Source organism: Bradyrhizobium sp. C9 (assembly GCF_002532045.1).
GTDB lineage: Bacteria > Pseudomonadota > Alphaproteobacteria > Rhizobiales > Xanthobacteraceae > Bradyrhizobium.
Genome location: NZ_NWTG01000029.1, coordinates 1 through 26,747, shown reverse-complemented (window position 1 = coordinate 26,747; position 26,747 = coordinate 1). Strand labels below are relative to the sequence as shown.

Genomic DNA, 26,747 nt, shown 5'->3' with positions numbered 1-26,747 from the left:
TCACGATGCCCTGGTCACCCCCAAAACCGGCATTTAGTCAGCACCATTTCAGCCTCAAGTCAGCTCCCGGTCGGCCTCTGGCCCAGCCTCCCGCAATCCGTTCTGCCAGGTCGACGGCCGGGTCCCGAATCCGCGCTTGGCCCGCGTGCCCAACCAATAGCCAAACTGCGGAGGAACATGGCGAAATGGCCCTTCAACCCCGAGTTTCAGCGCGGCGTCCATCGGCCAGTTCGGGTTATTGAGGATCTCCCGGCCGACCGCGATCAAATCTGCTTGTTTATCGCGCAGGATTTGCTCGGCCTGGTCACCATGGATGATCAGGCCGACCGCCATGGTCATGATATCGGCATGCCGGCGGACATATTCCGCCAGCGGCACCTGATAGTTGTATTTGATCTCCTTGCCCAGGATCGGCGCCATCTCGCTGATTCCCCCCGACGAGCAGTCGATCACGTCGACGCCCTTCCCCTTCAGGATCGCCGCCAGCCGCGCGCTCTGCTCCGGTCCCCAGCCTGCATTGTCCTCGACCGACAGCCGCACGAACAGCGGCTTATGATCCGGCCAGTAGCCGCGCACGGCCTCGGTCACCTCGATCAGGAACCGCATCCGGTTCGCTTCCGAGCCGCCATATTGGTCGCTGCGCTGGTTCGAACGTTCCGAGAGGAATTCGTGCACGAGATAGCCATGAGCGCCGTGCAGCTCCAGCACCTCGAAACCGGCCTCATGCGCGCGCCGCGCCGCCTGCCCCCAGGCCGCGACCAGATCCTTCACCTCATGCGTTTCCAGCGCGCGCGGCGCCGGCCAGCGCCCGCTATGGGCGATCGCGCTCGGCGCCACTGGGGTCCAGGCGTCCCAATCCTCGATCGCGGCGCTGCGTTCGAGCGGACGGTCGCCCTCCCAGGGGCGGCTTGCGCGCGCCTTGCGGCCGGAATGGCCGAGCTGGATGCCGGCCACGGCGTTCTGCTGCTTGATGAAGCTGACGAGCCGACTGAGCGGCGCGACGAACTTGTCGTCCCAGATGCCGAGATCGCCGATCGTTCCGCAACCGCGACGCTCGACCTTCGTCGATTCCACGATCACGAGACCGGCGCCGCCGGCGGCGAACTTGCCGGCGTTCATCAGATGCCAGTCGGTCGGAAAGCCCTTCTCGGCCGAATACTGATGCATCGGCGGCACCACGATGCGGTTCTTCAGCGTGACGCCGCGGATGGTCATCGGCGAAAACAGCAGCATGTCGGACATCGCTTCCTCATATGACGTCGTGACCCGGCGCGAGGCACCGATATTTGGCCGACGTTGTATTTGCGGCCGACGATATACGCACCGCACGATCGCCGATAGAGGCGCGCGGCGGACGCCGGACACGCGGGAGTAGCAATTCTCAAACCGCTTCGCTAGGCTGTGGAACCCGCCTTTCCTGGCTGTCATTCATGGCCACTTACCGCACAAGTCCCGGCTTCTTCGAAATCCCTCACGCGGCCGTCTACGCGCTGATGACGATGACCGTCCTGGCGTCGGGGTTTTGCTTCATCCAGGCCGGCGCCACATCGGCGCCGGCAGAGCTGCTGTTCCGCTACGGCGGAATGTACACCGGCGCGCTGGCGCGGCACGAATACTGGCGGCTGTTCGCCAACGGCTTTCTGCACGTCAATTTCATTCATCTCGCCACCAACATGCTGTGTCTCGTGCTGTGGGGCGGGCATCTCGAGCGCCGGGTCGGGCCGACCTATTTCGTCATCATCTATCTCTGCGCGATGGTGTTCGGCGCCGTCGTCGGCAATGCGATCCATGCCACGCCCTATCTGACGGTCGGCGCTTCCGGTGCCACCTCGGGCATTCTCGGCGCATTGCTCTGCCTGTGGATCCTCGGCAAGCTCGATGTCCGCTTCGACTTCTTCGCGATCAACATCGGGCTGAACATCGCGTTCGCGATCGGCAATTCGCGGATCGACTGGGGCGTGCATCTCGGCGGCTTCGCCGCGGGCCTGATCGTCTGCGCGCTGCTCGACCTCGTCGAGAAGCTCAACGCCTACGTGCTACGCTGCCGGTTTCCGGAGGCTGTGAAGATCAATCTCGCGCTGCTCGCCGGTGTGGCCGCGCTCGGCTTGTGGGCCGGTCAGACCCTGGCGCCAGGCATGCCGGGATGGACGGTGGCCGCAGGATTTGTCGTCGCATGCTGCGCCGTGATCAAGCTGGTCGATCTCGCGCTGTCGATCAGGAAGGGCCTCGCCGCCGTCATCATCGCGCTCACCTGTGCCAACGCCGCCTGCGTGGCCCTCGGCCGCTGGGTGCTGGCGACAACATCGGTCTGTGTTGCACGCCGACCAGGTGGAGCCGGCCCGCTCGAGAACCTGCACAATGCGTTCTGCGACAATCCCCTGCTCGTGACCGCACTGGTCGCAGTCGGCGCTGGCGCGCTGACGCTGCTGCTTTGCTCAAAGGAAATCCACCGCGGGATGGAGGACGTCGGCTTCGTCGGCAGCTCGTTGCGCGCCGAGCGCAACCGCCGTCACGGGCTCTGATGCGCAAGCATCCGCGCTGGCCCAGCAGGCAGTCAACCGAAGCGGCCCGCCTTCTGCTCCTACCGCCCGGCCTTCCGGTTCGCCGACAGATCCGTCGGGCAGTCGACCCCGCATGCGATGGCTTTCTTCTGGTCGGCAACACGCCAGACCAGCAGCGCGACCAGGACGATGATGGTGACGGTGAGCTTGGCTAACGTGTCGTGATTCAACTTCAGCTCCAGGCATCAATCAGATAAGCGACAATCATCAGCTGCGAACATCGATCCGGTCGCCATCATCGTACGGAGCTGACCTGGCCTGCAAGCTCTCCGGTCTGCATGGCAGCACGGCACAAGCCGGCGGCGATCGCGCCGGAACTTTCTCGACCATGTGCCGTTCGGTGGCTGTGCTCTGATCATAGCCCCAGAAACACTCAACACCTCCTGTGGCCCCAGCCGTCACGCCGGGGTCGTAAATATCGGCAGTTTCGGCTGGACCGGAATTTTGCGATGGAGAATGTCGCGATCTCCGGGAACCTGCCCGTCCATCACGTAGCCCATATGGACTACATCCTCGCCGTCAACTCCGCGCGAGCCTCGCCGCACCCGCGGCGATCGCGTCGTTGAAGCTCGTATCCCAGAATTTTCCGACCTCGGCGCGCGCGTCGAGGACGCCGAGCTTGAGGAAGGTGTCGGCGACCTTCTGGTGGGTCTCCGGCACGTCGGCGCTCACGCCGGCGAGCGAGAAGTCGTCGCTGCGACGGGCGAACTGGTCGAGAATATCCTGCAACGGCAGATGGGTTTCAGCCACCTGCGCCGCCGCATAGAGGGGAAAATTCTTGTTGGCGAATGCATAGGCACGCTGGATGCGCAGCAACAGATCGCTCACGGCCGCATGGCGCAGCGGCTCGTCGACCGCCTTCGGATTGGCGTAGATCGGGAAATTACCCGAGAGGTAGCCGACGCCGGTCTTGAGCAGCCGCGCGCCCTGCTTGGCGATGGCGAGCTGGCCGTTATAGCCGTAGATCGCCCAGGCATCGAGCTTGCCCGAGGCGAACGCCGAATAGCCGTCCGATGGCGTCAGATTGATCGCCTCGATATCGCCGAACGCAAGACCGGCTTCCTCGAGCTGCTTGGCGAGGAAGTAGTGCGCCGTGGTCGCACGCACATAGCCGACGCGCTTGCCCTTGAGGTCGGCGATCGAATGGATCGGCGCGTCCTTTGCCGCCACGGTGACCTGGATGTTGAGATCCTCATGGGTGACGGCGATGAAGCGCACCTTGGCGTTCTGGCGCGCGGCGAACATCGCGGGAATCTCGCTGCCCGAACCGACGTCGAGCGCATCGCCGTTCAATGCCTCGATGTGGAGCACGCCATTGTTGAGCTCCTTCCACTCGATCCTGTAAGGCGTCTTGTCCTCGCCGGCGGCCTGCAGCAGCGGACGCCAGCCGCCCTTGTAATACGCCACCCGCAACGTGACGCCGCCAAGATCGGCGCCGCCACTCGCGCCGGTTTCCGCGCGTCCACTGCCCGCAACCAGACTCCCGGCGAGAACGCCGAGCGCGGAACGTCGAGAGAGGTATGGCGTGGTCACCAGCGCAGGCTCCTGATCAGCATCGCAACTGGTGCAAGATTAGGAGAAAACCCGCCGATGTACATGAGACGCTATTTCGTTTTTGGCGTCGCGCGCGAAAAGCCGTTCCAAGGATTGACGGCTTGGCGCGGAAAACCATATCCGACGCAGCCCGGATGAGCGCAGCGATATCCGGGCCTCTGCGTCGGCGCCCACAATTGAAACCCGCGTATCGCTCCGCTTATGCGGGCTACGACGGCCGCGCTACTTCGCGACCGCGTACACATCAGGATCAAAACTCGAGCTCGGATGGGCGAACGCATTCTTCAGCGCCGGCGAGATCGGGACGTTGTAGTTGATGCCGTTCGGCGGGGTCGGCTGCTCCAGCCACTTCTTGTACATAACCTCGATCTCCGGGCTCTTGTAGAGCTCGGCCGTGGCGCGGTCGGCGAGCGCCTTGAACGGCGCGTCCTCCCGGCGCAGCATGATTCCGAACGGCTCGGCCTTCGAGAACGCCTCCTCGCTGATCACGTAGAGTGCGGGCTCTTTCGATCGTGCGATCGCCACGGCAAGCTGGACGTCGTCGAGCGCGTAGGCCTGGGCGCGATCGGTTTCCAGCATCAGAAACGCCTCGGCCTGGTCCTTGGCCGGGAGAACGTTGATGCCGAGCTTGCGTTCGGTGTTGACCTTGACGAGCTGCGTCAGGTTCACCGAGCCCGCAACGGCGGTCACCGACTTGCCCTTGAGGTCGTCGATGGTGTTGATGCCGGATGATTTCTTGGCCGCAAAGCGCGTCGCGCTCAGGAAGTGCGAGTTGGTGAAGGTCACCTGCTTCTGGCGCTCGGCGCTGTTGGTGGTCGCCGAGCAATGCAGGTCGATCGTGCCGTTGACCATCAGCGGGATGCGGTTCGACGAGGTCACCGGCAGATAGTCGACTGCGATCTCGGGCAACCCCAGCTCCTTCTTCACGGCATCGACGATCTTGAGGCAGATATCGAGCGCGAAGCCGATCGGCCGCTGGTTATCGTCGAGATAGCTGAAGGGAACGGAAGCCTCCTGGAAGCCCAACGTGACCTTCCTGGTCTCCTTGATCTTCTGCAGCGTGCCCGACAGCTCTGCGGCTGCCACGGGGCTTGCGGCGAGCGTGAGAGCGAAAAGGACGGCGGGCAAACGCATCGGCGGCTCCTGTGCGGTGATCAGCTCGCGGTGATAGCCCACACACAGGCCCGGCGATAGAAGATGATGTGTCTATCAGCTATCGCGCTTTGCGATGGTCCGGATCGCTACTGCTGCGCGCCGTCCGCCAGCAGGCGGTCGCCGACCAGGTGAGCCGCGCCGCGGCTCCATGAATAATCGGCGCCCATCCGCAAGCCGCTGTCGCCGCGTGAGACGACCGCGCCGCTGCGGGCGTCACGCACCTGGAAGCCGACGGTGTATTCGGTCCGGCTGACCCGCCTGATCACGCCGATCAGCGATTGATCGGCGCCGAGCCCTTGCGCGATCGCCGCCTCGCAGCCGTCGCAGTCGCGCAGCGTCCGCGCCTTGACGGGCGCCGCCATTGCGCCGGCGGTGTCGACCAGGCGGTAGCGGCCCGATTGCGCAAGCCGGTCGCGGACGTCCCTCGTGACATCGGCCAGCGTGGCGGCATCGGAGCCGGCAAGGCCGGACGACGGTGCGGCGGAATTATCCTCGAGCTCGAACTCGAACACGGCGAGCCCGATCGGCGCCGCCGCGGCGGTCTGCGCCGTCGGCAACGCCGCTGCAAGGGCGGCGCGTACCTCACGCGACACGAACATGCGCGCACGGTTCCATGCCTCGTCATTGTCGCCGCGAAATGTGTAGAGCTTTTCGTACAGCACTCGGCTCGCGCCGACATCGATGACCGCCACCTTGGCCCACTGCACCAGCGTGCTCATCTTCTGCACGCCGCCGACCACCTTGATCCGGGCTTCGCCTGCGGGCGCCGCCGGCGGCACCAGGCGATAGCGCGGTTCGGCGGCGACATCGGCGCGCAGCGCGGCCATGAACGCATCCAGCCGCTTCTGATGGATGGTGGTCTGGTCGATCACCTCGCCCGAGGTGTCGACATAGCTGAAATCATCGACGCTGACGCCAACTGGAGGAGCCACGGCGGCGCCGGTCTCGGCGCGCAGCGGACAAGGTCCGGCCAGAAGGCCGATCAACGCGATGACGTGCACGACGAGGCGGGACTGGCGCATGATCGAGGCCTTTCGGGTGCTGGTGCGGTCGGTTCGATCGCAACCTAGGCCGGCCAGCATCCGCGCCGCAGCGGAACGCCTCCCGACCGGTGCCGGGAAAATTTCACGACGGTGGCCCGCACCCAAGGCAGTGCTTCTCGACGCTTCCGTTCTGCCGTTTAATGGGCGTGACGGCCCTGCCCGCGAACTGCGCACTGAGGCTCGTCTGCGACCTCTGAGGATACGCCGATGCGCAATTGGTCCGGAAGCGATCTGAAGCTGCGGCTGACGTTGCGTGTGGCCGCCGTCTCGATGCTCTGCTTTGCCGCGATCTCAGGCTACCTCCTGATCGAGGCCGACCGCTCGGTGCGCGCTAGGATCGCTGCGGTCGCCGATGTCGCCGCCAGGACGCTGGAGCTGCAGCAGAGCAAGATCCAGTGGCTGAACAATCCGCGCTCCGATTTCCCCGATCTCGATGGCGTTGCCGCCTCGGTCATGGCGCCCGGCCTGTGCCTCGCATTTCGCAGCAACAGCGGCGAGATCAGCCAGCGCTTCTGCGGCGGCACGCAGACCGATACGGCCGCCCCGCCGCAGGCCTTTGCGGCGCTCTATCGCCGCCTGTTCGATCCCGGCCGGGAGGCCGTTCGCCCGGTGATTTCGCGCGGCCAGGCGATCGGCGAGGCCGTGGTCTGGGTCGATCCGGCGGTGCTGACGGCCGAGGCCTGGCACGATGCCGGCCGGCTGATGGCGGTCCTCATGATCGCGCTGCCGCTGCTTTGTGCGCTGGTCTATGCGGCGCTGTCGCGCGCGCTGCGTCCGACGCGGCTGATCCGCGACGGGCTCCAGCGGATCGCCGCAGGCGACCTCGCCGCGCGGCTGCCGCCGTTCGACCTCGCCGAATTGTCGGCGATCGGCGACGTCTTCAACCAGCTCGCCGAACGCCTCGCCACCGCGCTGTCCGAGCGCAACGCGCTGACGCAGAAACTGATCGTGGTGCAGGACGAGGAACGCCGGCATCTGGCGCGCGAGCTGCACGACGAGTTCGGGCAATCGCTGGCCGCGATCCGCGCGCTCGCCGCCTCGGCGCGTCTGACCGCGGTCCAGGATTGCCCGCCTTTGCTCGCCGAATGCGACGGCATTGCTCGGACCGCGACCGACATGATGGAGACGTTGCGCGGCGCCCTGTTCAGGTTACGCCCGCCCGATGTCGACGAACTCGGCCTTGCAGCCAGCCTGGAGGGCCTGATCGCCGGCTGGAACAGCCGCAGCCGGGGACGTCAGCGGTTCGAGATCGCCATCTCGGGATCGTTCGAGCGCATCCCCGCCTCCACCGGCGCCAACCTCTACCGCATCGTGCAGGAGGCGCTGACCAACGCCGCCAAGCACGCCGGCGCCACGCGCGTCATGCTGCGCCTTGAGATGCGCGAGACGGCTTCGGCCGGCGGCGGCAGCGAAATCATGCTCGCGATCGACGATGACGGCAGGCCCGGCGATCCCCAGGGCGATCCTCAGGTGAAGTCCGGCATGGGCCTGCTCGGGATGCGCGAGCGGGTCGCCGCGCTCGGCGGGCGGCTGAGCTTCGAGGCCGGACAGTCCAACGGCGCCTCGCTCCGGGTCAGCGTTCCCGTCGCGGCCGGCCGGGAGGCCGCATTTGTGGAGCGCGCGGCGTGAGCACGACGGCGCGAACCATCATGCTGGTCGACGACCACGCCGTCGTCCGGGAGGGTTACCGGGCGATGCTGCAGAAACAGCCGGGCCTCTCGGTCGTCGCCGAAGCCTCCGACGGCGTCGAGGCCTACCGCCTCTACAAGGAGACCGGGCCCGACCTCGTCATCATGGACCTGTCGATGCCCGGCATCGGCGGCATCGAGGCGATCCGGCGCCTCAGGCAGTGGGACAAGCGCGCCAAGATCCTGGTGTTCACCATGCACCAGAACGCGGCCTTCGCCGTGCAGGCGATCCGCGCCGGCGCGAGCGGCTACGTCACCAAGACGAGCCCGCCGGAGACGCTGGTGCATGCCGTGATGGAAGCGCTGTCGGGCAAGATCGCGATCAGCCCGGATATCGACCACGAGCTCGCGCTCAGCCACCTCGCCGGCGAGAGCGCCGCAGCGGATCTGCTGACCGCGCGGGAATTCGAGGTGCTGCGCATGCTGCTCGCGGAAAAGACCACCGACGAGATCGCCGATGCGCTGCATCTCAGCCCCAAGACGGTCGCGAACCTGCATTCCCTGATCAAGGACAAGCTCGGCGTCGGCAGCGATATCGAGCTGGTCCGCCTCGCGCTGCGCCAGGGCATCCTGACGCAGATCGATCTCGGCGAGCGGTGAGCCCGTATCGCCGAATGACTGTGGCTGCCCCCACAGCCGTTCTCGTCCTGCGGGCAGGTTGACGAGACGGGACGGACAAATCCAGAATAGCGACATGCGCAACATCTGTTCCATGTCTTCGACCACCGCGACGACCAGCCTTGGCGGGTCGTCTCCTGGTCGTATGCGGTAACAGACTGCACCACCAGACAAGGCCCCGCCGGCGACGGACGGGGCTTTTTTCATGCGCAAACTCGTCCGCGCTGCTTCCAATCAGAAGAGCAAGCTATGGACGATCTCGATCACAGAAGCCTCGGAACACGTCTCGATCTTTGGCATATCCAGGAGGATGCGCCAGGGATGGTGTTCTGGCATCCGCGTGGCAACACGCTTTATCGCGTGTTGGAGGACTACATCCGCCGCAAAATGCGCCGCTTGGGCTACGCCGAGGTTCGAACGCCCCAGCTGCTGCCCCGCGCGCTTTGGATACAAAGCGGCCATTGGGAGAAATTCGGCGCGCACATGTTCGGCTTTGCCGACGGCGAGCGCGCAATGGCGCTCAAGCCGATGTCCTGTCCCTGCCACGTCCAGATCTTCAACAAGGGCCTTCGTTCCTGGCGCGACCTGCCGCTGCGCCACGCCGAGTTCGGCATCTGTCACCGCGATGAACCATCGGGCTCGCTGCACGGGCTGATGCGCACGCGCGGCTTCGAGCAGGACGACGCCCATGTATTCTGCCGCGAGCAGGACGTGCCCAATGAAGTCGCCCGCTTCGTTGCGCTGCTGTCGGAAGTCTACGCCGAGTTTGGTTTCCCGGAGCCCGAGGTGTCGCTCTCCACCCGTCCGGCTGCGCGCGCAGGTTCAGACGAATTATGGGATTGGGCGGAAACGACCCTTGCCGCGGCCGCGCGCCAATGCGGCCTGTCGTACACGATCCAGCCCGGCGAAGGCGCCTTCTACGGGCCCAAGCTGGAGTTCGCGCTGCGCGACCGGCTGGGCCGGTCCTGGCAATGCGGAACGGTTCAGCTCGACAGCGTTCTGCCGGGCCGTCTTGACGCGTCCTACGTCGGACCAGACGGAGATCGCGCGATCCCGGTGATGATCCACCATGCCGTGTTCGGTTCAATCGGTCGCGTCATCGCGATGCTGCTCGAACATCATGCCGGCGCGCTGCCGTTCTGGCTGTCGCCGGACCAGGTTGCGGTCGCGCCGATCTCGCGCGATCATTCCGATTACGCGGCCAGGGTTCTCGATGCGCTCGAAGCTCACGGCATCAGAGGCGTCCTGTTCGACGGCGCCGACACGCTGTCGCGACGGATCGTTGCCGCGCATGAGGCGAGTATTCCCGTGGTGGCCGTCGTCGGGCAGCGTGAAGCGCAACAAGCCACCGTGAGCCTCCGCGAGCGCGCCGGGGCCGTTTCCGTTTTGCCGCTGGACGACGCCGTCCGGGCGCTTCGACAGCGTGCTCGTCCGGGCCAGGACGCGGAGTGAACTCGCTGCGCGTTGCCCGCCCGTGCCGGGAGCTCCGCGGCCCAAACAAAGGGCCCCAGCGAGGGGGTACACGCTGAGGCCAGAACAACTTGGTCACGCTATCCTAGACCATGCCCCGACATTTTCGTTTGCTCCTTCGGAGTACCGGAATCATACGGAGCCGATGACTGAACCTTATTGCTCCGCCCTGCGTATCCATGACGTCAGGATTTTGCCATTCCTCCTGGGGCCAGAACCAACGCCGTCCGTCGTATTTCAATGCGGGCGGCGTTGCGCGTATTTGGCCTCCGACGAGAGGAGACCCGGTGCGCCCGCGCAGTAGAACATTGCCGAGAGTTCCCCGGCAGGAACCGGAACGGATATCAGCCGACGCGAGTTGGACAGCATGATCTTGAAGGATGGAGCGTCATCACGTGAGCCGAAAAACCCTGCAGGCACGTTCAGAGCAGGCGCTCGTCGTCATCGTCCTCAGCACCGGCGCGCTGATCGCCTACCTCGGCCTGGCGCTTTCCAGATTGTGAGGGCCCACCCGCGAGCCACCACGTCTCTGGCGCGCGAGCCGTACCGCGTCGATATGATGTAGCTGAACGAGGCTGAGCGCGTTGCGGAAGCCGCTCGGGGCCTACAGGAAACCCAACGACCGCTCGATCAGCCAGAAGCCGGCCATCACCCCGATTCCATAGCTGACGATCGATCGGGCCTTGAGAAGCAGAGGCCTGCCGCTCCGGACGCTTCTCACGAAGCGTGCGCCTCCCAGTAGTGCGGCAATGAAGGCGAGTTGTCCGCATTCGACGCCGACATTGAAAGCGAACAGCGCCAACGGCACGTCGTGCTGAGGCAGGCCGGCGTCCAGCAGTGCGCCGGCGAAGCCCAGCCCGTGCAGAAGCCCGAACGGGAAAACGACCGCCCAGGGATAGCGAACGGTGATCCCGATCTCCCCTCGGGACATTTTGACCGCCTCGGTGGCGACGATCATGATGCTCAGCGCGATCATGGCTTCGATTGGCGGCCGTGGCAGGTGAACGGCGCCGAGCGACGACAACGCGAGCGTGATGGAATGCGCGACGGTGAATGCAGTGATCGTGCCGGCGAGCGCGCGCAGGCCGGGAACAATCAAGAGCAGGCCAAAAAGGAACAGCAGATGGTCGTAGCCGGTCAAGATGTGTTCGATACCCATCCAACCGTACGTCACTGCAACCATCAAGGCACTTTGACGCGGCTCAATCTGGAACGATGGCCGCGTGGGTGTCAGGCGCACGACCTGCGTGCCTCCATCGGTCCATTCAACGCGGACGAGCGCATCCGTCAATGTGGAGTCCAGGCCGGAAATCGTGATGCTCTTGCCGGCGAGCAGGCGAGCATGGCGAACCTGCCAGCGCGTGACAAATGAACCGTTCGCAAAGGTCGCGCGTCGCTCGGCCACCGCAACGGCATCGTCGGGCAGATCGACGTCGAGCGCCAACCGAAACTGATCGCCGAGTGCCGGCACCTTCCAGAGAACGTCAAAGACGTCATTCCCGCTCTGCCGTATTTCGAGATACGCTGGCCGTAGCTCATGCGCATTGCCCCGGCCGCATACCGAGCAAAGCAGGATCATGATGGCGCAGATTGCACGCATCATGGCGTCAGTCCGTCTGACGGCGCGGACGTCTGCTCGATGACGATGCGATAGCGGCTGCGAAGACGGTCGAAGACCGCTGCATTGGCCTTGACGCGCTCACGTTCGGTCCACTCACGCAGCAGCGTCTCCCTGGCTTCGTTCAGCGACAGCGGCCGGCCTTGGTCCCAATCCGTCAGCTTGATGAAATGGAACCCGTAGGCAGAGCGGATGGGCCCAGCCCAGGAGCCGAGCGGGAGTTGGGAAAGCTCTCCCGCAAAGCCTTCGCCGAACAGGCGGCCCAGTTCATCGACCGGCACATCGGCAAACGATTGCCCGAGCAGGAACCGGTCGCCGAGCTTCGATGGATCGGCCCCCTCTCCGCCTTCCGCGAGCGCTTTCCGGAGAGCGTCCTGCTGTTCCGGCAGATTGTCCGGGTGACGGCCGGGGTCCAGGAAGACGTGCGAGAAAGAACACCGGCTGCCGGCTCTGAACCGCCCGGGGTCGCTCCGCATGAGTTGTGTCAGTTCCTCATCGCCCGGCACGCGCTGTGCCGCGACATCCTCGGCCAGGAACTCGAGCTTCTGGCGGAGCCGTCTGCGGATCACGGGATCATCGTTGTCGAGCCCCATCGCCTTGGCTTCGCGATAGAGGACTTCCTCGTGCACATAATCGTCGACGAGCTCGCTGAGTTCGTCTGCGCTCGGCTCACGGCGCCAGCTGCGGCTGAACATGCCCGCCAGATGAGCGACCCGGTTCCGCGAGACGACGATATCCTGCACAGACGTGCTGCTGTGCCCCGGCATGCCGGCATAGGCGGCGAACAGAATTGCGCCGAGAACGACGAAGTGAAGCAGCGGTTCGCGAAGAAGCCGGCGCATGACGACGATCGCTATTGCTTCGGCGAGTACCAGATCGGGGACGTATACGCCCGTTCCGTGACGGTCATGGCGGTGCCGGGCAACGGCGCAACGCCGAAGCGCTTCGCGTCATAGGCCGTCCATCGGGGCGTCGGAATCTCGATGACGCGGCCGTAGTAGAAGGCTCGCAGCTTCGGATCGAAGTCGGGATCCTTCCAGACGGCGACCAGCTCGGGCGACCCGATCGTGTTGCCCCACGTTGCATTAGCAACATCCACCGTGCTGCCCACGGAAGGCAGCTTGCCGGTTTTTGAGTCCGGCTTCCGGTCGCCCGACCAGGCGACGTCGTATACCTTCTCCTGAGCGTTGCCCGCTCTGTCGAGCCACCCCTTGACAATCTGGTAGCGATCCAGATTGGCGCCGATCGGATCCTTCAGCGCCGCGACGAGGAACGTCGGCGCCTTGTCTTGCGGCGCCGCGCCGAGGTCGCCACCCATCGGCACGCCCTTGGTATAGCCGACATTGGCCGGCATTCGATTATCCGCGTCGCCTGGCGCGAAATCCCAGCCACCGAACAAGCGGACAATCATGCGCGAGCCGGTGGTGGCGTAAGTCTCCTTGCGCTCCATCGCATCCCACAGTGAGGCGCGGGTGTTCTCCCTCGCCCAGACCGCCGCGTAACCCGAGGCCGACACCTCCCAGTCCATGATCTTTACGCCGGTCTCCTTGTTATCGACGAAGGTCGACATCAGCCGCTTCGGACTCGGCTCCTGGGGAGCGGTCTTGCCAAAGAAGTTATCTTCCTCGACTGCGACAAGTCCGGTGTGAGCATCGGTGCTTCCGATCATTCCAAACTTGTACGGATTGACGCCGAGCGACTGCTCCAACTTGAGTCCGTTCTTGAGCGCGGACCGGGCGTATTCGAATTCCAGCATTTCCTTCTTCTTGGCGACGCTGCCGTCGAGATTGCCCTTGTCCCACCGCTCGAAACTGGCGAACTCGTCGTTCGGCGACAGGAAGGGGTGCGTTTCGCTGTCGCCCTTGGTCTGGGTGGCCTCATAGAGCCGCTCCCACTTCGCGCGGGTCTCGGCGTAATCGCGATCGATCTTCTTGCCGAATGTCTCGACGGTGGGAAACATCAGGCCATTGCTGAGATTGCCGTTGTGGCTGATCGCGAGCACGCTGCCCCCGGTCTTCTTCTCGTAACTCTCCATCCACTTCCAGAGATCTGCGGGATTGTCGCTGCCGAACGGCGGCGTCACGGTGAACGGATCGACCTGACTTGCCTTGTCGCCATTGTCGCGGAAGATGACGTTGCGGTGCAGATTGTTTCCGCCGGTGTTGGACGTCCACTCGTAACCGATCAGGGCCGTGAAACGTCCGGGATCGTTGTACTGATCCGCCGCGGCGACGTTGTCGAGCCAAGTATTGTGATACGCGCGCGACCCGGGAGCGTAGATGAGGTCTTTCGGAAAAGTCCCGTGAGAGAAGGAAATGATGATCTCGATGGCCGCCTCGTCGCCCTTGCCTGACTGGATCATGTCATACCAACGTCGGCCGGTCGGATCGGCAAGGATCTCCGGCTTGCCCGCCATCATATCGGTAAAGAAACCCATGTTGTCGGAATGGTCGGCCACGACGAGAAAATCGAGCGGGCGGGACAGCTTCACCGACTGTCCGCTGTTGGATGTAACTTGTTCGCCCCGCGCAAAACGATAGGCGTCGCGCGGCTTCAGGCGGGCGCCGAACGCACCGGCATCAAAGGATATCGCGGTGTGCAGATGGGTGTCGCCGAAGTACGGTCGGGTCGGGAAATCGCGATCAGCGTAGGGAGAATAGTTGGCCGGCTTCCTGAAGGCTGCTTCCGCCTTTTCCTTTGTCAGGGAGCCCGTGTCATCCGCGCTGGAGGGCGCGGTGAATCCAACCAGCAGCAAGGTCGACGCCAATGCGCGCGCGGCACGTCGAAACGTCATGACAATCTCCCTCGTAAGACCAATTTAATCTCAGCAGCATTGGCAAGGTAGTCGGGCAAACCTCCAAACATTTGATCCAGCTCAAAGCGCGCCGTTCTGCCGCCACCGCCAGCGAGTTGCCCGACGGCGGAAGCCCCGGCCGCAAGAAGGTCCGGACAAGTCATGTCGCGAGAACGAGAACCTGCATCCTCACAAACAAGTCATCGCCCGGCCTCGACCGGGCGATGACATCGAAAACCTGGCTGTTTGACATCATGGATCGAAAGCCACCATCGTCGTCCTGGTGAAAGCCAGGACGACGATGGTGGGGGATCGCGGGTTCACCGCCACCCTGAGGGGCGCGGAATCGAAGGTATCGTCGTGGCCGGCGGCCTGCTTTCGCAGTGAGGACAACGCCTTGTATCGTCGCATGCCTGCCGCACAAAACGGGGACATTGCCGCCCGCCCGCAATTTTCGTACACGGTTTCACGCAATGACCTCGCAACTCTCCCCCGATTCCGTCGACGTGCTGCTGTTCGATATCGGCCGCGTCGTGCTCGACATCGACTTCGAGAAGGTGATGGCGCACTGGGCGCGGCATGCCGGCTGCCCGCCGGCCGAGCTCGCCACGCGCTTTGTGGTCGACGACAGCTTCAAGCATCACGAAATCGGCCGGATCGACGACGCTGCGTTCTTCGCAAACCTGCGCCGGACGCTCGGCATCGACATCACCGACGCGCAGTTCCTCGAAGGCTGGAATGCGATCTTCACCGGCGAGATGCCGGGGATTGCCCCCCTTCTCGCGACCGCCGCGAAGCGGATGCCGCTGTACGCCTTCTCCAACACCAATCCGGCCCACGTCGCGCATTTCTCAGCCATCCATGCCGAGCTGCTCAGCCATTTCCGAGCCGTCTTCCTGTCCTCGACCATCGGGTTTCGCAAACCCGACGCCGAAGCCTACGATCATGTGGTAAAAGCCATCGGCGTGCCGGCGTCGCGGATCCTGTTCTTCGACGACCTGGCCGCCAATATCGAGGGTGCGCGGGCGCGCGGCCTTCATGCCATCCACGTGACATCGACGGATGACGTGGCAAGGGCTCTGACCGCACTTGGTATGTGATTAGGAATTGAGGAGCTCTGAGCGTGGCCCTGATGCCGGTTGCCGATGCCCTGTCCGCCGTCCTCGCCGGCGCCGACCCGCTGCCGGAGGAGATGGTCGCGCTCGATGCCGCCTACCACCGCACCCTGGCGCATGACCTCGCCGCGCGGCGCACCCAGCCGCCGCAGCCGATGTCGGCGATGGACGGCTATGCCGTGCGCGCGGCCGACGCCGGCGATCTGAAGGCCCGGCTCAAGGTCATCGGCGAAGTCGCGGCCGGCCGACCGTTCGAGCGCACGGTCGGCGCCGGCGAAGCGGTGCGGATCTTCACCGGCGGCGTGATCCCCCATGGCGCCGACGCCGTCATCATCCAGGAAGACACCGCCGTCGACGGCGACCACATCACGATCACCGAGCCAGCTGCCGCCGGACGGCACATCCGCCCGGCCGGCGTCGACTTCCGTGAGGGCGACGTGCTGCTTGCCGCCGGCAGCCGCCTCTCCGACCGCGCGCTGTCGCTGGCGGCCGCCATGAACTATCCGAACATTGCGGTGCACCGCCGCCCGAAGGTCGCGGTGCTGGCGACCGGCGACGAGCTGGTAATGCCGGGCGCAACGCCCGGCCCCGGCCAGATCGTCTATTCCAACGGCTATGCGCTGCGGGCGCTGGCGCGCGCCGAGGGCGCCGAGACCGTCGACCTCGGGGTTGCCGCCGACACGGTGGAAGCGACCACCGCCGGCATCCGCCGGGCCCGTGAGACCGGTGCGGACATCCTGATCACGACCGGCGGCGCCTCGGTCGGCGACCACGACCTGGTCAAGCAGTCGCTGGAGGCCGAGGGCGTCGAGATGACGTTCTGGCGGATCGCGATGCGGCCCGGCAAGCCGATGATGCATGGCCGGTTAGGGCCGATGCGGGTGATCGGCCTGCCCGGCAATCCGGTGTCCTCCTATGTCTGCGCTTTCCTGTTTCTGGTGCCGTTGATTCGGGCGCTGAGCGGCCGAAAGACGGTCCATCATGCCCGCACCAGCGCCCTGCTCGGCCGCGACCTCGCCGCGAACGACCAGCGCGAGGACTATCTGCGCGCGCGCCTCGAGGCGCGCGAAGACGGCACGCTGATCGCAACGCCCGTGATGCAGCAGGACTCATCCCTGCTCGGGAATCTCGCTGCGGCGCGGGCACTTCTCGTGCGTCCGCCGTTTGCGCCTGCCGCCGTCAAAGGCAGCGAATGCGAGATCCTGACGCTGCCCGAGTGACGGCGCAGACCGCATCGCTTGAGCGCTTGCCGGATACATTCACCGGAAATTAAGTGGTTGCGGAACACATATCGAACATATAGTGTCCGTTCATGATTTGTTTCGAGTACTGGTGTCTACAAACGGGAGACCATCCAGGAAGCGCTTGTACTGAGCACCGCGCTCCTGAGGTCAGGTCCCGCCTGCAGGCCCACCTGAAGAGTCTCGGAATCGAACGACGCTATCAACCGGGGGAATACTCGAGATGCTCACGCGCAAACAGTACGAACTTCTGCGTTTCATCAATGAACGTCTGAAGGAGGCCGGCGTACCGCCCTCCTTCGACGAGATGAAAGATGCGCTCGACCTGCGCTCGAAGTCCGGAATTCACCGCCTGATCACTGCGCTGGAAGAGCGCGGCTTCATCCGCCGCCTGCCCAATCGCGCCCGCGCCATCGAAGTCATCAAGCTGCCCGAGCTCTCGGCCGGCGGCGGCAACGGCCGCCGCGGCTTCACGCCGAGCGTCATCGAAGGCACCCTCGGCAAGCGCACCAGCTCGCCGCCGATCGCCGAGGACGACGGCAACCGTCCGGTCGCGGTCCCCGTGATGGGCCGGATCGCCGCCGGTACGCCGATCGAAGCGCTGCAAACCCGCAGCCACACCATCAGCGTGCCGCCCGACATGCTCGGCGCCGGTGAGCACTATGCGCTGGAAGTGCGCGGCGACTCGATGGTCGATGCCGGCATCCTCGACGGCGACATGGCGCTGATCCAGCGCAACGACGTCGCCAACACCGGCGACATCGTGGTGGCGCTGATCGACGAGGAGGAAGCCACCCTGAAACGCTTCCGCCGCCGCGGCGCATCGATCGCGCTGGAGCCGGCCAACACCGCCTATGAAGTGCGCATCCTGCCGCCGAACCGGGTCCGCATCCAGGGCAAGCTGATCGGCCTCTATCGCAAATACTGAATTTCAAATACTTGCGGCGGCAGGGAACGAGCATCACATCGGATCGTTCCTTGCATGATAGCGTAACGTGCGGCCTGCCCGATGCGCTCCCATACCTCTCGCGCAGCGTCGCGTGTTTGTGATCGGGGGCGTTGGTCGAGCAGTCGTACAATCGCCCAGAAACGAGGAGACACTCGTTTGCTATCGTCCACTCTGGTAGAGGCCCTATGCCTCAAGGAGAGGCACGGGTCGCTACCTCGATTAGAGGAGCCATCCGATGTGTGACTATAGTCTGCACGCCGTGGCGTCGCGCCCCGCCATTGTTGGAGAGACGCTGATCACCACGACTTTCCGCGGCACGTCGACCCGCGGCTTTGCTTCGGAGAACGATCCCACTGTCGCGGTCTGCATGCTGCCGGGCACCGAGCTCGCTTTCGCCGAGAACGTTCGCTACGACAGCCGCTGGATCTGGACCAAGACGATGAATTTCCGCGTCGGTGTGTTCAACGAGGTCGAGCCCGACGTTCCCGATCGCCATCATGACGCGGTCGAATTCCCCGACGGCAGCCATGTGCTGGTGACCCAGCTGGTCGAGGGACAGCGCGTCAGCGTGCTGCAATTGCCGGCACTGCATCCGCCGGTCGAGCAGAAGCCGAAGGTTGTGGAGCGGCGGCCCTCCGCATTTGCGTCGCTGTTTTTGGGTTGAACGCATCGCCGCCGCGGAATGAACGATCCGGCGGCGGGTGACCTAAGCGATTTCGAGCGACCCCGGACGCCGGGTTCCGGGGCGCAGCAGGAGATTTGCGTCGGCGCGCGCCTTGGCGCATCATCGGGCACGAAGGACGTGCACTCACGGAAACCTGCTCAGTGGTCGACAAGGTCACATGGCAAAAGGCTGGACGCGTCACGGAGCCGGGCCGCTACATGTTCCGGTTCGGCTGGCTGACGGTCACAGCTGACGACCTGAAGGTCTGGGAGCAGTTCCCCGAGGCTTCCTTCACCCTCGTCAAGAAGCCCGACGCCGGCCCCGACTCCGACGAGTTCCATCTCGGCCTGTTCGAGCTGCCGACCGGCCCCTCACCCGACAACGGCTGATCCTCGGCGGCTAATCCTCGCCCTGCACATCGGTCTCGGCCGGCGTCACATCGACAACAGACCGCGGCGCGGCCACAGGGGCGCGCAGCGTGGTCTCGCTGTCGCCATCGCCGGGAACCGCCGGCGACCACGGCCGGTCGATCCCGCCGGGCTTGACCGCATCGATCGCGTAGCCGTCCCTGATGCGCCGTAGCACCAACGCGCCGTGGCGCCGCAACCGCTCGGCATCGATCACCGAGGCCACGCAATCCTTCGGCGCCGGACGCGCGCTTACGATCAGCGCCGCACGCTCGCAGTCGTCGGCCAGAGCGTCGGGCCTTGTCGCCAGCGCGACGAAGGCACCGCCGGGACCCTGCGTCACGCAGCCGCTCGGATCGCAGGAGACGCCCTCACCGAGTGAAGCATCCGTCGCGGTCCGCGCATCGGCATCCGCCGCCAGCCACTCCTTGACGAGAAAGGCGTCCTTCGCGCCGTGCATCAGATGCAGCCGCCCGTCGTCGCCCCGCACCGCGACGTTGCGGCCATCGGCGGAGACCAGCACGTCCGGCTGCGGCACCCGCAGCGCCCAGACCGAGGCGACCACCAGCAGCACCGCCCCCGACCAGCGCAGCGGCGAGCGCAACAGCCCGAGCAGAATGAGGCCGGCGCTTGCCACGATCATCGGTCCGACCCCGAACGCCGCCATCCGGCCGACGGCGCCGGGGAGCGCCGCGACCCATTGCGTCACCAGGATCATCCAGTCGATGCCGAACCCCATGATCGCCCAGAACACGCCGTCGAAGCCGAACGGCATGGCGAGCAGTCCGAGCAGCCCGGCCGGCATCACGACCGCCGACACCACCGGCATCGCCGCGAGGTTCGCCAGCAGCCCGTAGGGCGTCACACGATGGAAATGAAACGCGGCGTAGGGCGTGGTCGCGAGTCCCGCCACCAGCGAGGCCAGCATCAGCATCGTGAGCTCACGCCCGCCCCACAGCGCAACCCGCGCGGTCGCCGAATGATCGGGCGACGCCAGCAGGTTCGGCAGCCCGATCTGCACCAGCGCCACCAGCCCGAGGGTCGCCGCAAACGACATCTGGAAGCTCGTTTCTGAGTTCAGATATCATTCATCGGTTCAAAGACTTAGCTGGCCTTCCTGATCCTATTCCGGGACTTATTCCGGGACTTCGCGAGCCGCTCGACGGCCACGGCAACATCCTCGTCCAGTACATGCGCGTAGCGCAGCGTGCTCTTGATGTCGCGGTGGTTGAGTGCCTTCTGCACCAGCTTGAGGTTTCCGCTATCGCGGAGAAGCTTGCTGCCGAAGTCGTGCCGGAAGTCGTGGAAACGGAAGTCATCCACCTTGGCCCGCCTACGGAGCGTCTGCCAGGCCGACTTGGCTCCGTTGTACGTAATCCGATAGCGCCGCCCCCTCACCAGGCCCATCCGCCTGTTGCCGTAGACCGCGAGGTAGGTGAAGCAAAACTCCGGGTGCTGCCCCTGCAGCGGGAATAGGATCTCCCGTACAGCTGGCGTGATGGGGAAAACCACGCGCCGGCCGCCCTTTCCGAGCCGCACGATCTGCTTGGCGCAGAAGTCCACCTCCGTCCACCGCAACGTCACGCATTCCTTTAACCGCATGCCACTGGCCCGCACGAAGTCAAAGAAAGGGCCATAATCGTCGCGCATGGATGAATCGAGCGCGCCAGCCTCCTCGGTCTTAAGTTCGCGGACACGTTCCTCTGGCTCAGGCAACAGCAGCTCATCCCACTTGGGTTCGTTGTCAAAGGCCGCGCCCTCGTCCTTGGCGAAGGTGAACAGCCGTTGCAGCACCTTGGTCGCCGACCGATTGACCGTGGCGTTAGAGACCAATGGCAGCGCCTGTTCCTCTTCCTTGGTGCGCTTTCCGCGCCTCGAGACACGGTGACCACGGCGCCACGCCACCATGTCCTTGGCAGCCTTATGGTCGATATCAGTTAACGGCTTCGACTGGCCGAAGTATCCGATCAAGCGTGCAAGATTGGTCTCGGTAGCCTTCGGTTCCGAGTCATACTGCGCACTGTCGTTCCAGAGCCGGTCTGCGACGTCATCGATCAACAGTGACGTCTTGGCGCGCCGCGTTGCCTTAACTAGCGCCTTAGCCTTCTCTAGCTCTGCAACCTCGAACCTTTCCGCGTCGCGTCGAGTCGTGCATTTCGTCGAGCCATGAAACCGCTGACCGGCGTGCTGGAAATCGAATTGGTAATAGGGCGAACGCTTGTCACGGTAGACGGACACGGCACTTCTCTCCTGGTGCGACGCTCTTCAAACTCAGTGATAAATTCTTCCTTATATCGGCGTCGCGGACGCATTTTGCCTCGGCCGACGTTGATGTAGGAAATCTCACCGTCGTGCACGAACGCACTTAGTTGGTCCTTTGTGATGTTGAGCCTCAAAGCCGCTTGCTCTGGTGTGAGCAAGCGGTCGTTGTCATTGGCGGCATCGGGCAAGAGCGTGCCCCTAAGAAAATTGCTCTTCGTACCTCGCCAGCTATGGCCAGCGCACCGAGGCGACTCAAGCGCCCAACCTGTATTATACCGTACCCGTCCAGGCCGCTCTTAAGCCCGTGGCGAGACCTTCCTGTCCAATTCCCCCTGCCATGCCGTCACATCGTCCTCATACCAGGCAACGCGGCGCGGTGCTATCTCGCGCGCCTTGGGGAAGCGGCCCTCGTCCATCTCCCGATAAAGCGTGCGACGGCTGAATGGCACGATCGCCAGCACCTGGCGCATGCTCAGCATTTTGCGGGGGGCTGTTGTCGCTGTGTTTGCGTCACCCATCTCGTGGTCCCATTTCCACAACCGCGAATCGCGCGGGTGGAAAGAGAGGATAACGCGCCACCACCGCTATGGAACCGGCCGGTTGCAGGGTACACCTCAATGCAACCAGCTTGCGCTGATTCGCGAGCCCAGATCCTGAGGAAATCAGCCAAATGGCTAGATGTACAGCACCAGTAAGAGGCCATCGCACAGCGAGCGCTAGAGCGGAATGCCCCGCATGTGGTGGCCGTGGCGGCTTTGGTGGTTACAGCGGCTACCGGTCGTACCCGCCTCCGTCGTACCCGTCCCCGTCCTACTCCTCGCCGGGGGGCGGCGGTGGCGGCCGAAGCAGCGGCGGCGGATCCAGCGGCCGCGTACGGGCGAGATGGTCGCGCCCTGGTTCATCCGTGTTGTACACGCCCGCCGAAGTGCGGGCACTCACGCCGGTCCGCGAAAGCGTCGAAAAGCGAGCGTCCGTGCCTGACCTTCGGGACGCCTTCCTCTGCCATGCATGGGATGACCGGCAGGGGTGTGCCAAGGAACTGCACGATCTGCTCGAGTCATCTGGTGTCAGGGTTTGGTTCAGCGAAAAGGACGTCCCTCTCGGCACGCCGTTACTCCGCGAAATCGACAAGGGACTGGCGAAGTCGCGAGTCGGTATCGTGCTGGTGACGCCTGCGCTGCTGCGCCGCGTCAAAGGTGAGGGCATTGCCGAAAAAGAGCTATCGGCACTCCTAGCGACTGACCTGCTCGTCCCCGTTGTGCACGGGACGACGTACCCCGCTCTCCGCGAGGTCAGCCCCCTGCTCGGCTCGCGAAGCGGCATGGATACTGCAGAAAATACGATGGCAGAGGTTGCGGCCAAAATCGCCGAGCTGGTCAAGCTGGTCGCCGTCTAGCTCTATTGCCATAGGCTGCCACCTGACGACATCGCTAGAAGCAGCATCGAGAAGATTGTATAATCCAAGGCTTGGAAACCAGCCTTGATACTGGCCGGCCGATGCTGCGCCTGGAGTCAAAAAGCGGGCCTGTACGATGTATGTACAGGCCCGCTTTGCTTGATGGCCGGGCGTTCCGTCACTGGGGATCAGCAATCCACATCCACCGTTGCGAGGCGCTGGACGTCTGCGTGCAGGCTTTTGCGGATCGCATCCAACCAGCCGGTGGTTGGGTCCGTCGTCAGCGCATTGACCAACAGGCAGGCCTTGGCGCCGAACTCGGGCCAGTCCGCTGCCGGTGTCGCAACGATTGCCTTTTGAATCTCGCAAGCAGTGTCGTTGAGCGCGTTGGCAACCCCGCTTAGAAGCGGACCACGCGCCACTTCAGCGGTGTTGCGATGCGCCAGGATGAGGTGAGAGACGGTCGGTCGATCGACGAGAACTGAGGTGGCCGCCTGCATTGGGAATCTCCAAGTGGTGATAATTACACCATTAACGGTAATGGCATCACCGGTTTGATGTCAACCGTTTTTGGTGATATTTTCACCACATGAGACCAGAACAATGCCGAATGGCAAGAGCCGCCCTGAAGTGGAGCACCCAGAAGTTGGCCGAGAACGCCGACGTCGGGGTTAACACGATCAATCGTTTCGAGGATGGCCAAGATGCCCGCCTGAGTAGCGTCGATAAGATGAGGCGCGCTCTCGAATCTGCCGGCGTAGTCTTCCTTGCAGAAGGCCAATCGATCGACGGTGGACCGGGTGTGCGACTTGCGAAGCCAAAGGAGCTAAAGTGACCAAGATCGATCCGGCCCGTCCGCTCGTGCTCACTGCCGATGAGCACGTTCTGCTCGGCGAACTTGTTGAGATCATCAATCAGATAGAGGACATGATGATCGACTCGCTGGCACCTATAGATCCAGCTGCCTCAATGGAGGTGAAGAGCCTTCCAGGCCTCGGTCCGCAGGCCAAGCGATGGGCGGATGCGCTGTCTTGGCGCGTAGGCGGTCAAGCGCTCGCGTCGCAAATTCTGTCCGTTGGTGGCGAGCTCGTGCAGTTTGCCGAGGACCGAAACGATTTCATTCATGCCTTGTACAGTGGCGTTTACTGCGTTGGATATGTCCAACCGGGGTATCAGGCAACGACCGCAACGCGCCACCGAACTGGCAACGAGAGGTCAACGGCAGAACTTGAGGCGATCCGCAATCGCGCGGCGACGCTGTCGTGGTCCGTGGACGGAATTATCAAGGCTATCTGATTACTCAGTAGGGCCCGCCCGCTTCGCTCGCCGGCATACCCATGTGCCAGGTCTCTGTCGGGAATTCACCGTGCCTGGCCGCATCGATCCGCGCAAACAATACGGGACTAGAGATCTTTGCGCCGATGGCTTCAATGATGTGCAGAACCTCGATCGGGCGAACGAGATGGCCACGCAGGATCAGGCTTCCGTCTCCTTTGCTAACCACGGGATAGCGAAATAGATGCACGCTGTGGAAATCGGAGAGCCTTTCAATCAGGGCTTCCGCGTGCTCAACATCTACTACCAGCCCGAGGCTCTTCGCCTGTTCGTAAGCCTCCCGAATGCCGTGCTGGAGCTTGAACACGTCAAGATACGGAACGTCACGCGAGAGAAGATAGGCCTTAAGCATTAGCTCAACGCCATGGCTCATCAAAAAATATGTTGGTGGGATTGTGTCGTCAGCAGACGTGTCGCGAATGAGAGTATCCGCAGCGCGCAGATAGGCCACGGCCTCATGCCAAAACTGGTTCGCCAAGATCCCAAGTGGGACACGGTTGTTCATTCCAGCCCTCGCTAGACAAGCCCCCGTTTAGCTGCCATCCGCCGCGCGCCGCATCCGATGGAAAAATACGCCGCCGGGCTCGAAAATCAGCGTCCCGACGGCGCCTATCTACTGGGCCCCTGAAATCCCCCAGCATCACGCCATCTAGCAGCTGGAGCGCCGCAGATTTGTGAACTAGTTCACAATCTCGACCCCGTAGAAACACGGACAACAATCCCCCGAAGCTATCGCTCCGGGGGATGTCGAGAACGATCTGCTGTTTGCCACGGTACATAACAGACAGCACTCCAACGTAGTCTCGCGGTTGATCAACCGGAAGGCGACTAAAGGCTAACGGCCGGGCAGCCCTCAAACCCAATCCACATCATAGTTGCCCGCCTAATCACTCTCGATCTACAGTTGCGGCGCGTCTGGGGGGATTTGATGGGACTTTTTAAACGCAGAGAGAATTGGGAGCGGACCTTCCGCCTGAGAAGCCACCATGGCACCTCAAAGGGATTTCTTGCCGTACTGTTTTGGCTTTGGGGAGTCGTCGGGCTGTTGTTCAACGCTGGCACGTTATTCGGCCTCACCGGCAACATCGGTGTCGGAACGTCAGCCTATCTGACTGCAACCTGCCTGGTCTGGATCGGTGGCATGGTGCTGTTTGGAGTTGGTGCCCTACTCGCTCACACGGATTTTGATGGCGAACGTCCGTTGGAAGCAGACTACGGCGACGTGCGGGTTACACGATAAACGCACCCGAAAGAGAAAGCTTATGACCCGATTTGGGGTTTGCCATCTCTGCGGCCAAACTAAGAGGCTGTCCTTCGAGCACGTGCCGCCTGCTGCTGCATTTAACGACCAGCGAGTATTGGAAGCGGATATTGAAAAACTGATCGGAGGTGACCTCCTCAGAGATCTGGAATCGCCAACCGGCAAATACAATCAGCGAGGAGCCGGCAAATACACACTTTGTGAGGAATGCAATTCTACAACCGGCGATTGGTATGCCAAGGCCTACATAGACTTCGTTCGACAGTTATATCCGCTTTGTCACTCCGTGCCCGCAGGCACGACCGTGACAGTTGAGTGCTCGATTCAGCCACTGAACGTCTTCAAGCAGATGCTCGTGATGTTTTGCAGCGCGTCGCCGCCGACCTTTTCGCATAAGCATCCAAAACTCGTGCGATATTTACTCAACCGAGAATCACGAGACGCTGACGATCAGCGTGTTTTCGTGTCGCTATATGATTTGGCGAATTCTAGAGCAGCGCGTCAGTCTGGTCTAACTGGACGGATCGATATGTCTGGCAGTAGCCATGTCTATTCCGAAATATCGTTTCCACCGCTAAACCTTGTGATGTCTGTGAGCGGAGGAAGCCCGGACCGCCAATTATTCGAAGTCACCTCATTTAAAAACTACGCTTACAAAGAACGAGCCGTGGTGAGGTTGACGCTGAATAACCTAGCGGTCAATTCATACTTTCCGGGCGATTACCGAACCGTGGACGAACTAAAGGCAGCCGGAAACAGTTCGTGATAATCCAAGCTTTTCCGTAGTCAGTCCCATCCCTTCACGCCAACACCCGTCTCGCCTTCGCGTCTATAACAGCGGACACCACCCGGCTGGGCAATTCAGCATTGTGCTGCGCCATCGCCGCTTTGATCAGCGCCACGGTCTTTTCAGAAGCATCGCCCTGAATCACCACGTCACCGCCGCGAACGCTGACTGTGCCGCCACCGACGCCACCGGACTTGAGCACGTCATTGGGAATGACTTGCGCGCCGCGAGGAAGGTTCAGCAACTCTGGACCGTTCTCGCCTACAAGCGACATGCCGCCAGGCGCGAAGTCGGTACCAGTAGCGAACGCCGGCACCGTTGGACCGAACCCGCCTATTCCATCCGTAGCGTTACTGGCCTTGCTGCCGCCGCCGAACAGACTAAAAAGATTGAACCCACCACCGGACGAGCCACCGAAGGCCGATGACCACAGGTTATCGGCCGCCATCTGGGCAAGTTTGTCCGCAATCTTGCCGAGCGCGTTGAGGCCTGCAGTCTTGAGCGCATCCATGGCGGATGCACCGTTGCGGATCTGGGTTTCAAAATCCACCAAGAAGCCGCTGTTGACCTGTTGGCCAAGCGTGGCCAATTCCTTGACGGTGGCATTGAACCTGAGGCCAGCGGCCTCGCTGCTCGCCAGCGCAGCTGGAATGTCGTTGCCGTAAATGCTCTTCAGCTGCTGGGCAATCTCCAGGTCTTGCGGGGATAGAAATGCTGACTTGCCACCAAACTGGATATCAGATGCAGTCTTGGCCTTGGCCAGAGCCTCGGCCGCTGCCCCAGCGTCCTGCGCAAGGTCTTGGATTTTGTCGCGGAGTGCCTGCGTCAC

The 26,747-nt window shown here is 63.4% G+C and carries 26 protein-coding genes and 2 pseudogenes; 13 read left to right on the top strand and 15 right to left on the bottom strand.

Annotated features, from left to right (window positions below):
* Positions 1 to 54 precede the first annotated feature (54 nt).
* Positions 55 to 1,242, bottom strand: a complete 1,188-nt coding sequence (locus tag CO675_RS34395; protein WP_097676305.1) for an NADH:flavin oxidoreductase/NADH oxidase — start codon at positions 1,240 to 1,242, stop codon at positions 55 to 57.
* Between the two features lie 188 nt (positions 1,243 to 1,430).
* On the opposite strand from CO675_RS34395, the gene CO675_RS34390 reads away from it, so the two are divergent.
* Positions 1,431 to 2,522, top strand: a complete 1,092-nt coding sequence (locus tag CO675_RS34390; RefSeq protein ID WP_097676303.1) for a rhomboid family intramembrane serine protease — start codon at positions 1,431 to 1,433, stop codon at positions 2,520 to 2,522.
* Positions 2,523 to 2,581: 59 nt separating this feature from the next.
* Here the strand turns inward: CO675_RS34390 and CO675_RS40755 are convergent, their stop codons facing one another.
* From CO675_RS40755 to CO675_RS34375, 4 genes are all read right to left on the bottom strand, one after another.
* On the bottom strand, positions 2,582 to 2,731 hold the full coding sequence (locus tag CO675_RS40755; protein WP_158231346.1) for a hypothetical protein: 150 nt from the start codon (positions 2,729 to 2,731) through the stop codon (positions 2,582 to 2,584).
* A gap of 349 nt (positions 2,732 to 3,080) precedes the next feature.
* Positions 3,081 to 4,094: an ABC transporter substrate-binding protein gene (locus CO675_RS34385; RefSeq protein WP_097676301.1), complete on the bottom strand. Its 1,014-nt coding sequence runs from the start codon at positions 4,092 to 4,094 to the stop codon at positions 3,081 to 3,083.
* A gap of 243 nt (positions 4,095 to 4,337) precedes the next feature.
* Positions 4,338 to 5,249: an amino acid ABC transporter substrate-binding protein gene (locus CO675_RS34380; RefSeq protein ID WP_097676385.1), complete on the bottom strand. Its 912-nt coding sequence runs from the start codon at positions 5,247 to 5,249 to the stop codon at positions 4,338 to 4,340.
* Between the two features lie 107 nt (positions 5,250 to 5,356).
* Entirely contained in the window at positions 5,357 to 6,292 is a 936-nt protein-coding gene (locus CO675_RS34375) for a DUF3280 domain-containing protein (RefSeq protein WP_097676384.1), read from the bottom strand.
* Between the two features lie 228 nt (positions 6,293 to 6,520).
* Between CO675_RS34375 and CO675_RS34370 the strand changes: the two genes are divergently transcribed.
* The 3 genes from CO675_RS34370 to thrS all read left to right on the top strand — a co-directional run bounded on the left by CO675_RS34370 (position 6,521) and on the right by thrS (position 10,071).
* A complete protein-coding gene (locus CO675_RS34370; RefSeq protein ID WP_097676299.1) occupies positions 6,521 to 7,942 on the top strand; it encodes a sensor histidine kinase in 1,422 nt (473 codons plus the stop codon).
* A gap of 20 nt (positions 7,943 to 7,962) precedes the next feature.
* A complete protein-coding gene (locus CO675_RS34365; protein WP_097676383.1) occupies positions 7,963 to 8,601 on the top strand; it encodes a response regulator in 639 nt (212 codons plus the stop codon).
* Positions 8,602 to 8,868: 267 nt separating this feature from the next.
* The gene (thrS, locus tag CO675_RS34360; RefSeq protein WP_097676298.1) at positions 8,869 to 10,071 is read left to right on the top strand and encodes a threonine--tRNA ligase; all 1,203 of its coding nucleotides are present in this window, start codon (positions 8,869 to 8,871) and stop codon (positions 10,069 to 10,071) included.
* A gap of 622 nt (positions 10,072 to 10,693) precedes the next feature.
* On the opposite strand, the gene CO675_RS34355 is transcribed toward thrS, so the two are convergent.
* The 3 genes from CO675_RS34355 to CO675_RS34345 are packed head-to-tail and all read right to left on the bottom strand — an operon-like array spanning position 10,694 to position 14,501.
* The gene (locus tag CO675_RS34355; protein ID WP_097676296.1) at positions 10,694 to 11,692 is read right to left on the bottom strand and encodes a HupE/UreJ family protein; all 999 of its coding nucleotides are present in this window, start codon (positions 11,690 to 11,692) and stop codon (positions 10,694 to 10,696) included.
* The gene (locus CO675_RS34350; RefSeq protein ID WP_097676294.1) at positions 11,689 to 12,549 is read right to left on the bottom strand and encodes a peptidylprolyl isomerase; all 861 of its coding nucleotides are present in this window, start codon (positions 12,547 to 12,549) and stop codon (positions 11,689 to 11,691) included. The genes CO675_RS34355 and CO675_RS34350 overlap by 4 nt, the downstream gene beginning before the upstream one ends.
* 11 nt (positions 12,550 to 12,560) lie before the next feature.
* Positions 12,561 to 14,501: a DUF3604 domain-containing protein gene (locus CO675_RS34345; protein ID WP_097676292.1), complete on the bottom strand. Its 1,941-nt coding sequence runs from the start codon at positions 14,499 to 14,501 to the stop codon at positions 12,561 to 12,563.
* A gap of 473 nt (positions 14,502 to 14,974) precedes the next feature.
* Between CO675_RS34345 and CO675_RS34335 the strand changes: the two genes are divergently transcribed.
* The 5 genes from CO675_RS34335 to CO675_RS34315 all read left to right on the top strand — a co-directional run bounded on the left by CO675_RS34335 (position 14,975) and on the right by CO675_RS34315 (position 18,859).
* Complete coding sequence (locus CO675_RS34335) at positions 14,975 to 15,601, top strand: HAD family hydrolase (protein WP_097676290.1); 627 nt, start codon at positions 14,975 to 14,977, stop codon at positions 15,599 to 15,601.
* 23 nt (positions 15,602 to 15,624) lie between these two features.
* Complete coding sequence (locus CO675_RS34330; protein WP_097676288.1) at positions 15,625 to 16,836, top strand: molybdopterin molybdotransferase MoeA; 1,212 nt, start codon at positions 15,625 to 15,627, stop codon at positions 16,834 to 16,836.
* 244 nt (positions 16,837 to 17,080) lie between these two features.
* Entirely contained in the window at positions 17,081 to 17,785 is a 705-nt protein-coding gene (gene lexA / locus CO675_RS34325; RefSeq protein WP_097676287.1) for a transcriptional repressor LexA, read from the top strand.
* Between the two features lie 256 nt (positions 17,786 to 18,041).
* On the top strand, positions 18,042 to 18,470 hold the full coding sequence (locus CO675_RS34320) for a hypothetical protein (RefSeq protein ID WP_074130078.1): 429 nt from the start codon (positions 18,042 to 18,044) through the stop codon (positions 18,468 to 18,470).
* Between the two features lie 161 nt (positions 18,471 to 18,631).
* Complete coding sequence (locus CO675_RS34315) at positions 18,632 to 18,859, top strand: hypothetical protein (RefSeq protein WP_097676285.1); 228 nt, start codon at positions 18,632 to 18,634, stop codon at positions 18,857 to 18,859.
* Between the two features lie 10 nt (positions 18,860 to 18,869).
* Here CO675_RS34315 and CO675_RS34310 read toward each other — a convergent pair.
* From CO675_RS34310 to CO675_RS34300, 3 genes and pseudogenes are all read right to left on the bottom strand, one after another.
* Positions 18,870 to 19,943 (bottom strand): annotated as a pseudogene (locus CO675_RS34310) (ComEC/Rec2 family competence protein); the annotation flags it as partial.
* A gap of 38 nt (positions 19,944 to 19,981) precedes the next feature.
* The gene (locus CO675_RS34305; RefSeq protein WP_097676283.1) at positions 19,982 to 21,115 is read right to left on the bottom strand and encodes a tyrosine-type recombinase/integrase; all 1,134 of its coding nucleotides are present in this window, start codon (positions 21,113 to 21,115) and stop codon (positions 19,982 to 19,984) included.
* A 320-nt stretch (positions 21,116 to 21,435) separates the two neighbouring features.
* Positions 21,436 to 21,657 (bottom strand): helix-turn-helix transcriptional regulator, encoded by a 222-nt coding sequence (locus CO675_RS34300; protein WP_143279188.1) that lies wholly within the window; start codon positions 21,655 to 21,657, stop codon positions 21,436 to 21,438.
* A 389-nt stretch (positions 21,658 to 22,046) separates the two neighbouring features.
* Between CO675_RS34300 and CO675_RS34295 the strand changes: the two genes are divergently transcribed.
* Positions 22,047 to 22,535 (top strand): toll/interleukin-1 receptor domain-containing protein, encoded by a 489-nt coding sequence (locus CO675_RS34295; RefSeq protein ID WP_502693433.1) that lies wholly within the window; start codon positions 22,047 to 22,049, stop codon positions 22,533 to 22,535.
* A gap of 188 nt (positions 22,536 to 22,723) precedes the next feature.
* Here the strand turns inward: CO675_RS34295 and CO675_RS34290 are convergent, their stop codons facing one another.
* Together CO675_RS34290 and CO675_RS40750 are read right to left on the bottom strand one after the other, a co-directional pair.
* On the bottom strand, positions 22,724 to 23,035 hold the full coding sequence (locus tag CO675_RS34290) for a hypothetical protein (RefSeq protein ID WP_097676278.1): 312 nt from the start codon (positions 23,033 to 23,035) through the stop codon (positions 22,724 to 22,726).
* Positions 23,036 to 23,058: 23 nt separating this feature from the next.
* Positions 23,059 to 23,238, bottom strand: coding sequence for a hypothetical protein (locus CO675_RS40750; RefSeq protein WP_158231345.1), 180 nt, complete (start codon positions 23,236 to 23,238; stop codon positions 23,059 to 23,061).
* Positions 23,239 to 23,366: 128 nt separating this feature from the next.
* Here CO675_RS40750 and CO675_RS34280 point away from each other — a divergent pair, with 128 nt between their 5' ends.
* Positions 23,367 to 23,831 (top strand): hypothetical protein, encoded by a 465-nt coding sequence (locus CO675_RS34280; protein ID WP_097676275.1) that lies wholly within the window; start codon positions 23,367 to 23,369, stop codon positions 23,829 to 23,831.
* 4 nt (positions 23,832 to 23,835) lie between these two features.
* Here the strand turns inward: CO675_RS34280 and CO675_RS34275 are convergent, their stop codons facing one another.
* On the bottom strand, positions 23,836 to 24,375 hold the full coding sequence (locus CO675_RS34275; protein WP_097676273.1) for a hypothetical protein: 540 nt from the start codon (positions 24,373 to 24,375) through the stop codon (positions 23,836 to 23,838).
* Between the two features lie 423 nt (positions 24,376 to 24,798).
* Here CO675_RS34275 and CO675_RS34270 point away from each other — a divergent pair, with 423 nt between their 5' ends.
* Together CO675_RS34270 and CO675_RS40250 are read left to right on the top strand one after the other, a co-directional pair.
* Positions 24,799 to 25,110, top strand: coding sequence for a hypothetical protein (locus CO675_RS34270; RefSeq protein WP_097676272.1), 312 nt, complete (start codon positions 24,799 to 24,801; stop codon positions 25,108 to 25,110).
* Positions 25,111 to 25,132: 22 nt separating this feature from the next.
* A complete protein-coding gene (locus CO675_RS40250; RefSeq protein ID WP_143279187.1) occupies positions 25,133 to 25,897 on the top strand; it encodes a hypothetical protein in 765 nt (254 codons plus the stop codon).
* 34 nt (positions 25,898 to 25,931) lie between these two features.
* Here CO675_RS40250 and CO675_RS34265 read toward each other — a convergent pair.
* Positions 25,932 to 26,747, bottom strand: a pseudogene (locus CO675_RS34265) (hypothetical protein); the annotation flags it as partial.

What these genes read in the sequence shown, in the direction of transcription:
- CO675_RS34395 (WP_097676305.1), bottom strand. Translation starts at nt 1,242, where the DNA reads ATGTCCGACATGCTGCTGTTTTCGCCGATGACCATCCGCGGCGTCACG.
- CO675_RS34390 (WP_097676303.1), top strand. Translation starts at nt 1,431, where the DNA reads ATGGCCACTTACCGCACAAGTCCCGGCTTCTTCGAAATCCCTCACGCG.
- CO675_RS34380 (WP_097676385.1), bottom strand. Translation starts at nt 5,249, where the DNA reads ATGCGTTTGCCCGCCGTCCTTTTCGCTCTCACGCTCGCCGCAAGCCCC.
- CO675_RS34375 (WP_097676384.1), bottom strand. Translation starts at nt 6,292, where the DNA reads ATGCGCCAGTCCCGCCTCGTCGTGCACGTCATCGCGTTGATCGGCCTT.
- CO675_RS34370 (WP_097676299.1), top strand. Translation starts at nt 6,521, where the DNA reads ATGCGCAATTGGTCCGGAAGCGATCTGAAGCTGCGGCTGACGTTGCGT.
- CO675_RS34365 (WP_097676383.1), top strand. Translation starts at nt 7,963, where the DNA reads ATGCTGGTCGACGACCACGCCGTCGTCCGGGAGGGTTACCGGGCGATG.
- thrS (WP_097676298.1), top strand. Translation starts at nt 8,869, where the DNA reads ATGGACGATCTCGATCACAGAAGCCTCGGAACACGTCTCGATCTTTGG.
- CO675_RS34355 (WP_097676296.1), bottom strand. Translation starts at nt 11,692, where the DNA reads ATGATGCGTGCAATCTGCGCCATCATGATCCTGCTTTGCTCGGTATGC.
- CO675_RS34350 (WP_097676294.1), bottom strand. Translation starts at nt 12,549, where the DNA reads ATGCGCCGGCTTCTTCGCGAACCGCTGCTTCACTTCGTCGTTCTCGGC.
- CO675_RS34345 (WP_097676292.1), bottom strand. Translation starts at nt 14,501, where the DNA reads ATGACGTTTCGACGTGCCGCGCGCGCATTGGCGTCGACCTTGCTGCTG.
- CO675_RS34335 (WP_097676290.1), top strand. Translation starts at nt 14,975, where the DNA reads ATGACCTCGCAACTCTCCCCCGATTCCGTCGACGTGCTGCTGTTCGAT.
- lexA (WP_097676287.1), top strand. Translation starts at nt 17,081, where the DNA reads ATGCTCACGCGCAAACAGTACGAACTTCTGCGTTTCATCAATGAACGT.
- CO675_RS34320 (WP_074130078.1), top strand. Translation starts at nt 18,042, where the DNA reads ATGTGTGACTATAGTCTGCACGCCGTGGCGTCGCGCCCCGCCATTGTT.
- CO675_RS34300 (WP_143279188.1), bottom strand. Translation starts at nt 21,657, where the DNA reads ATGGGTGACGCAAACACAGCGACAACAGCCCCCCGCAAAATGCTGAGC.
- CO675_RS34290 (WP_097676278.1), bottom strand. Translation starts at nt 23,035, where the DNA reads ATGCAGGCGGCCACCTCAGTTCTCGTCGATCGACCGACCGTCTCTCAC.
- CO675_RS34275 (WP_097676273.1), bottom strand. Translation starts at nt 24,375, where the DNA reads ATGAACAACCGTGTCCCACTTGGGATCTTGGCGAACCAGTTTTGGCAT.
- CO675_RS34270 (WP_097676272.1), top strand. Translation starts at nt 24,799, where the DNA reads ATGGGACTTTTTAAACGCAGAGAGAATTGGGAGCGGACCTTCCGCCTG.
- CO675_RS40250 (WP_143279187.1), top strand. Translation starts at nt 25,133, where the DNA reads ATGACCCGATTTGGGGTTTGCCATCTCTGCGGCCAAACTAAGAGGCTG.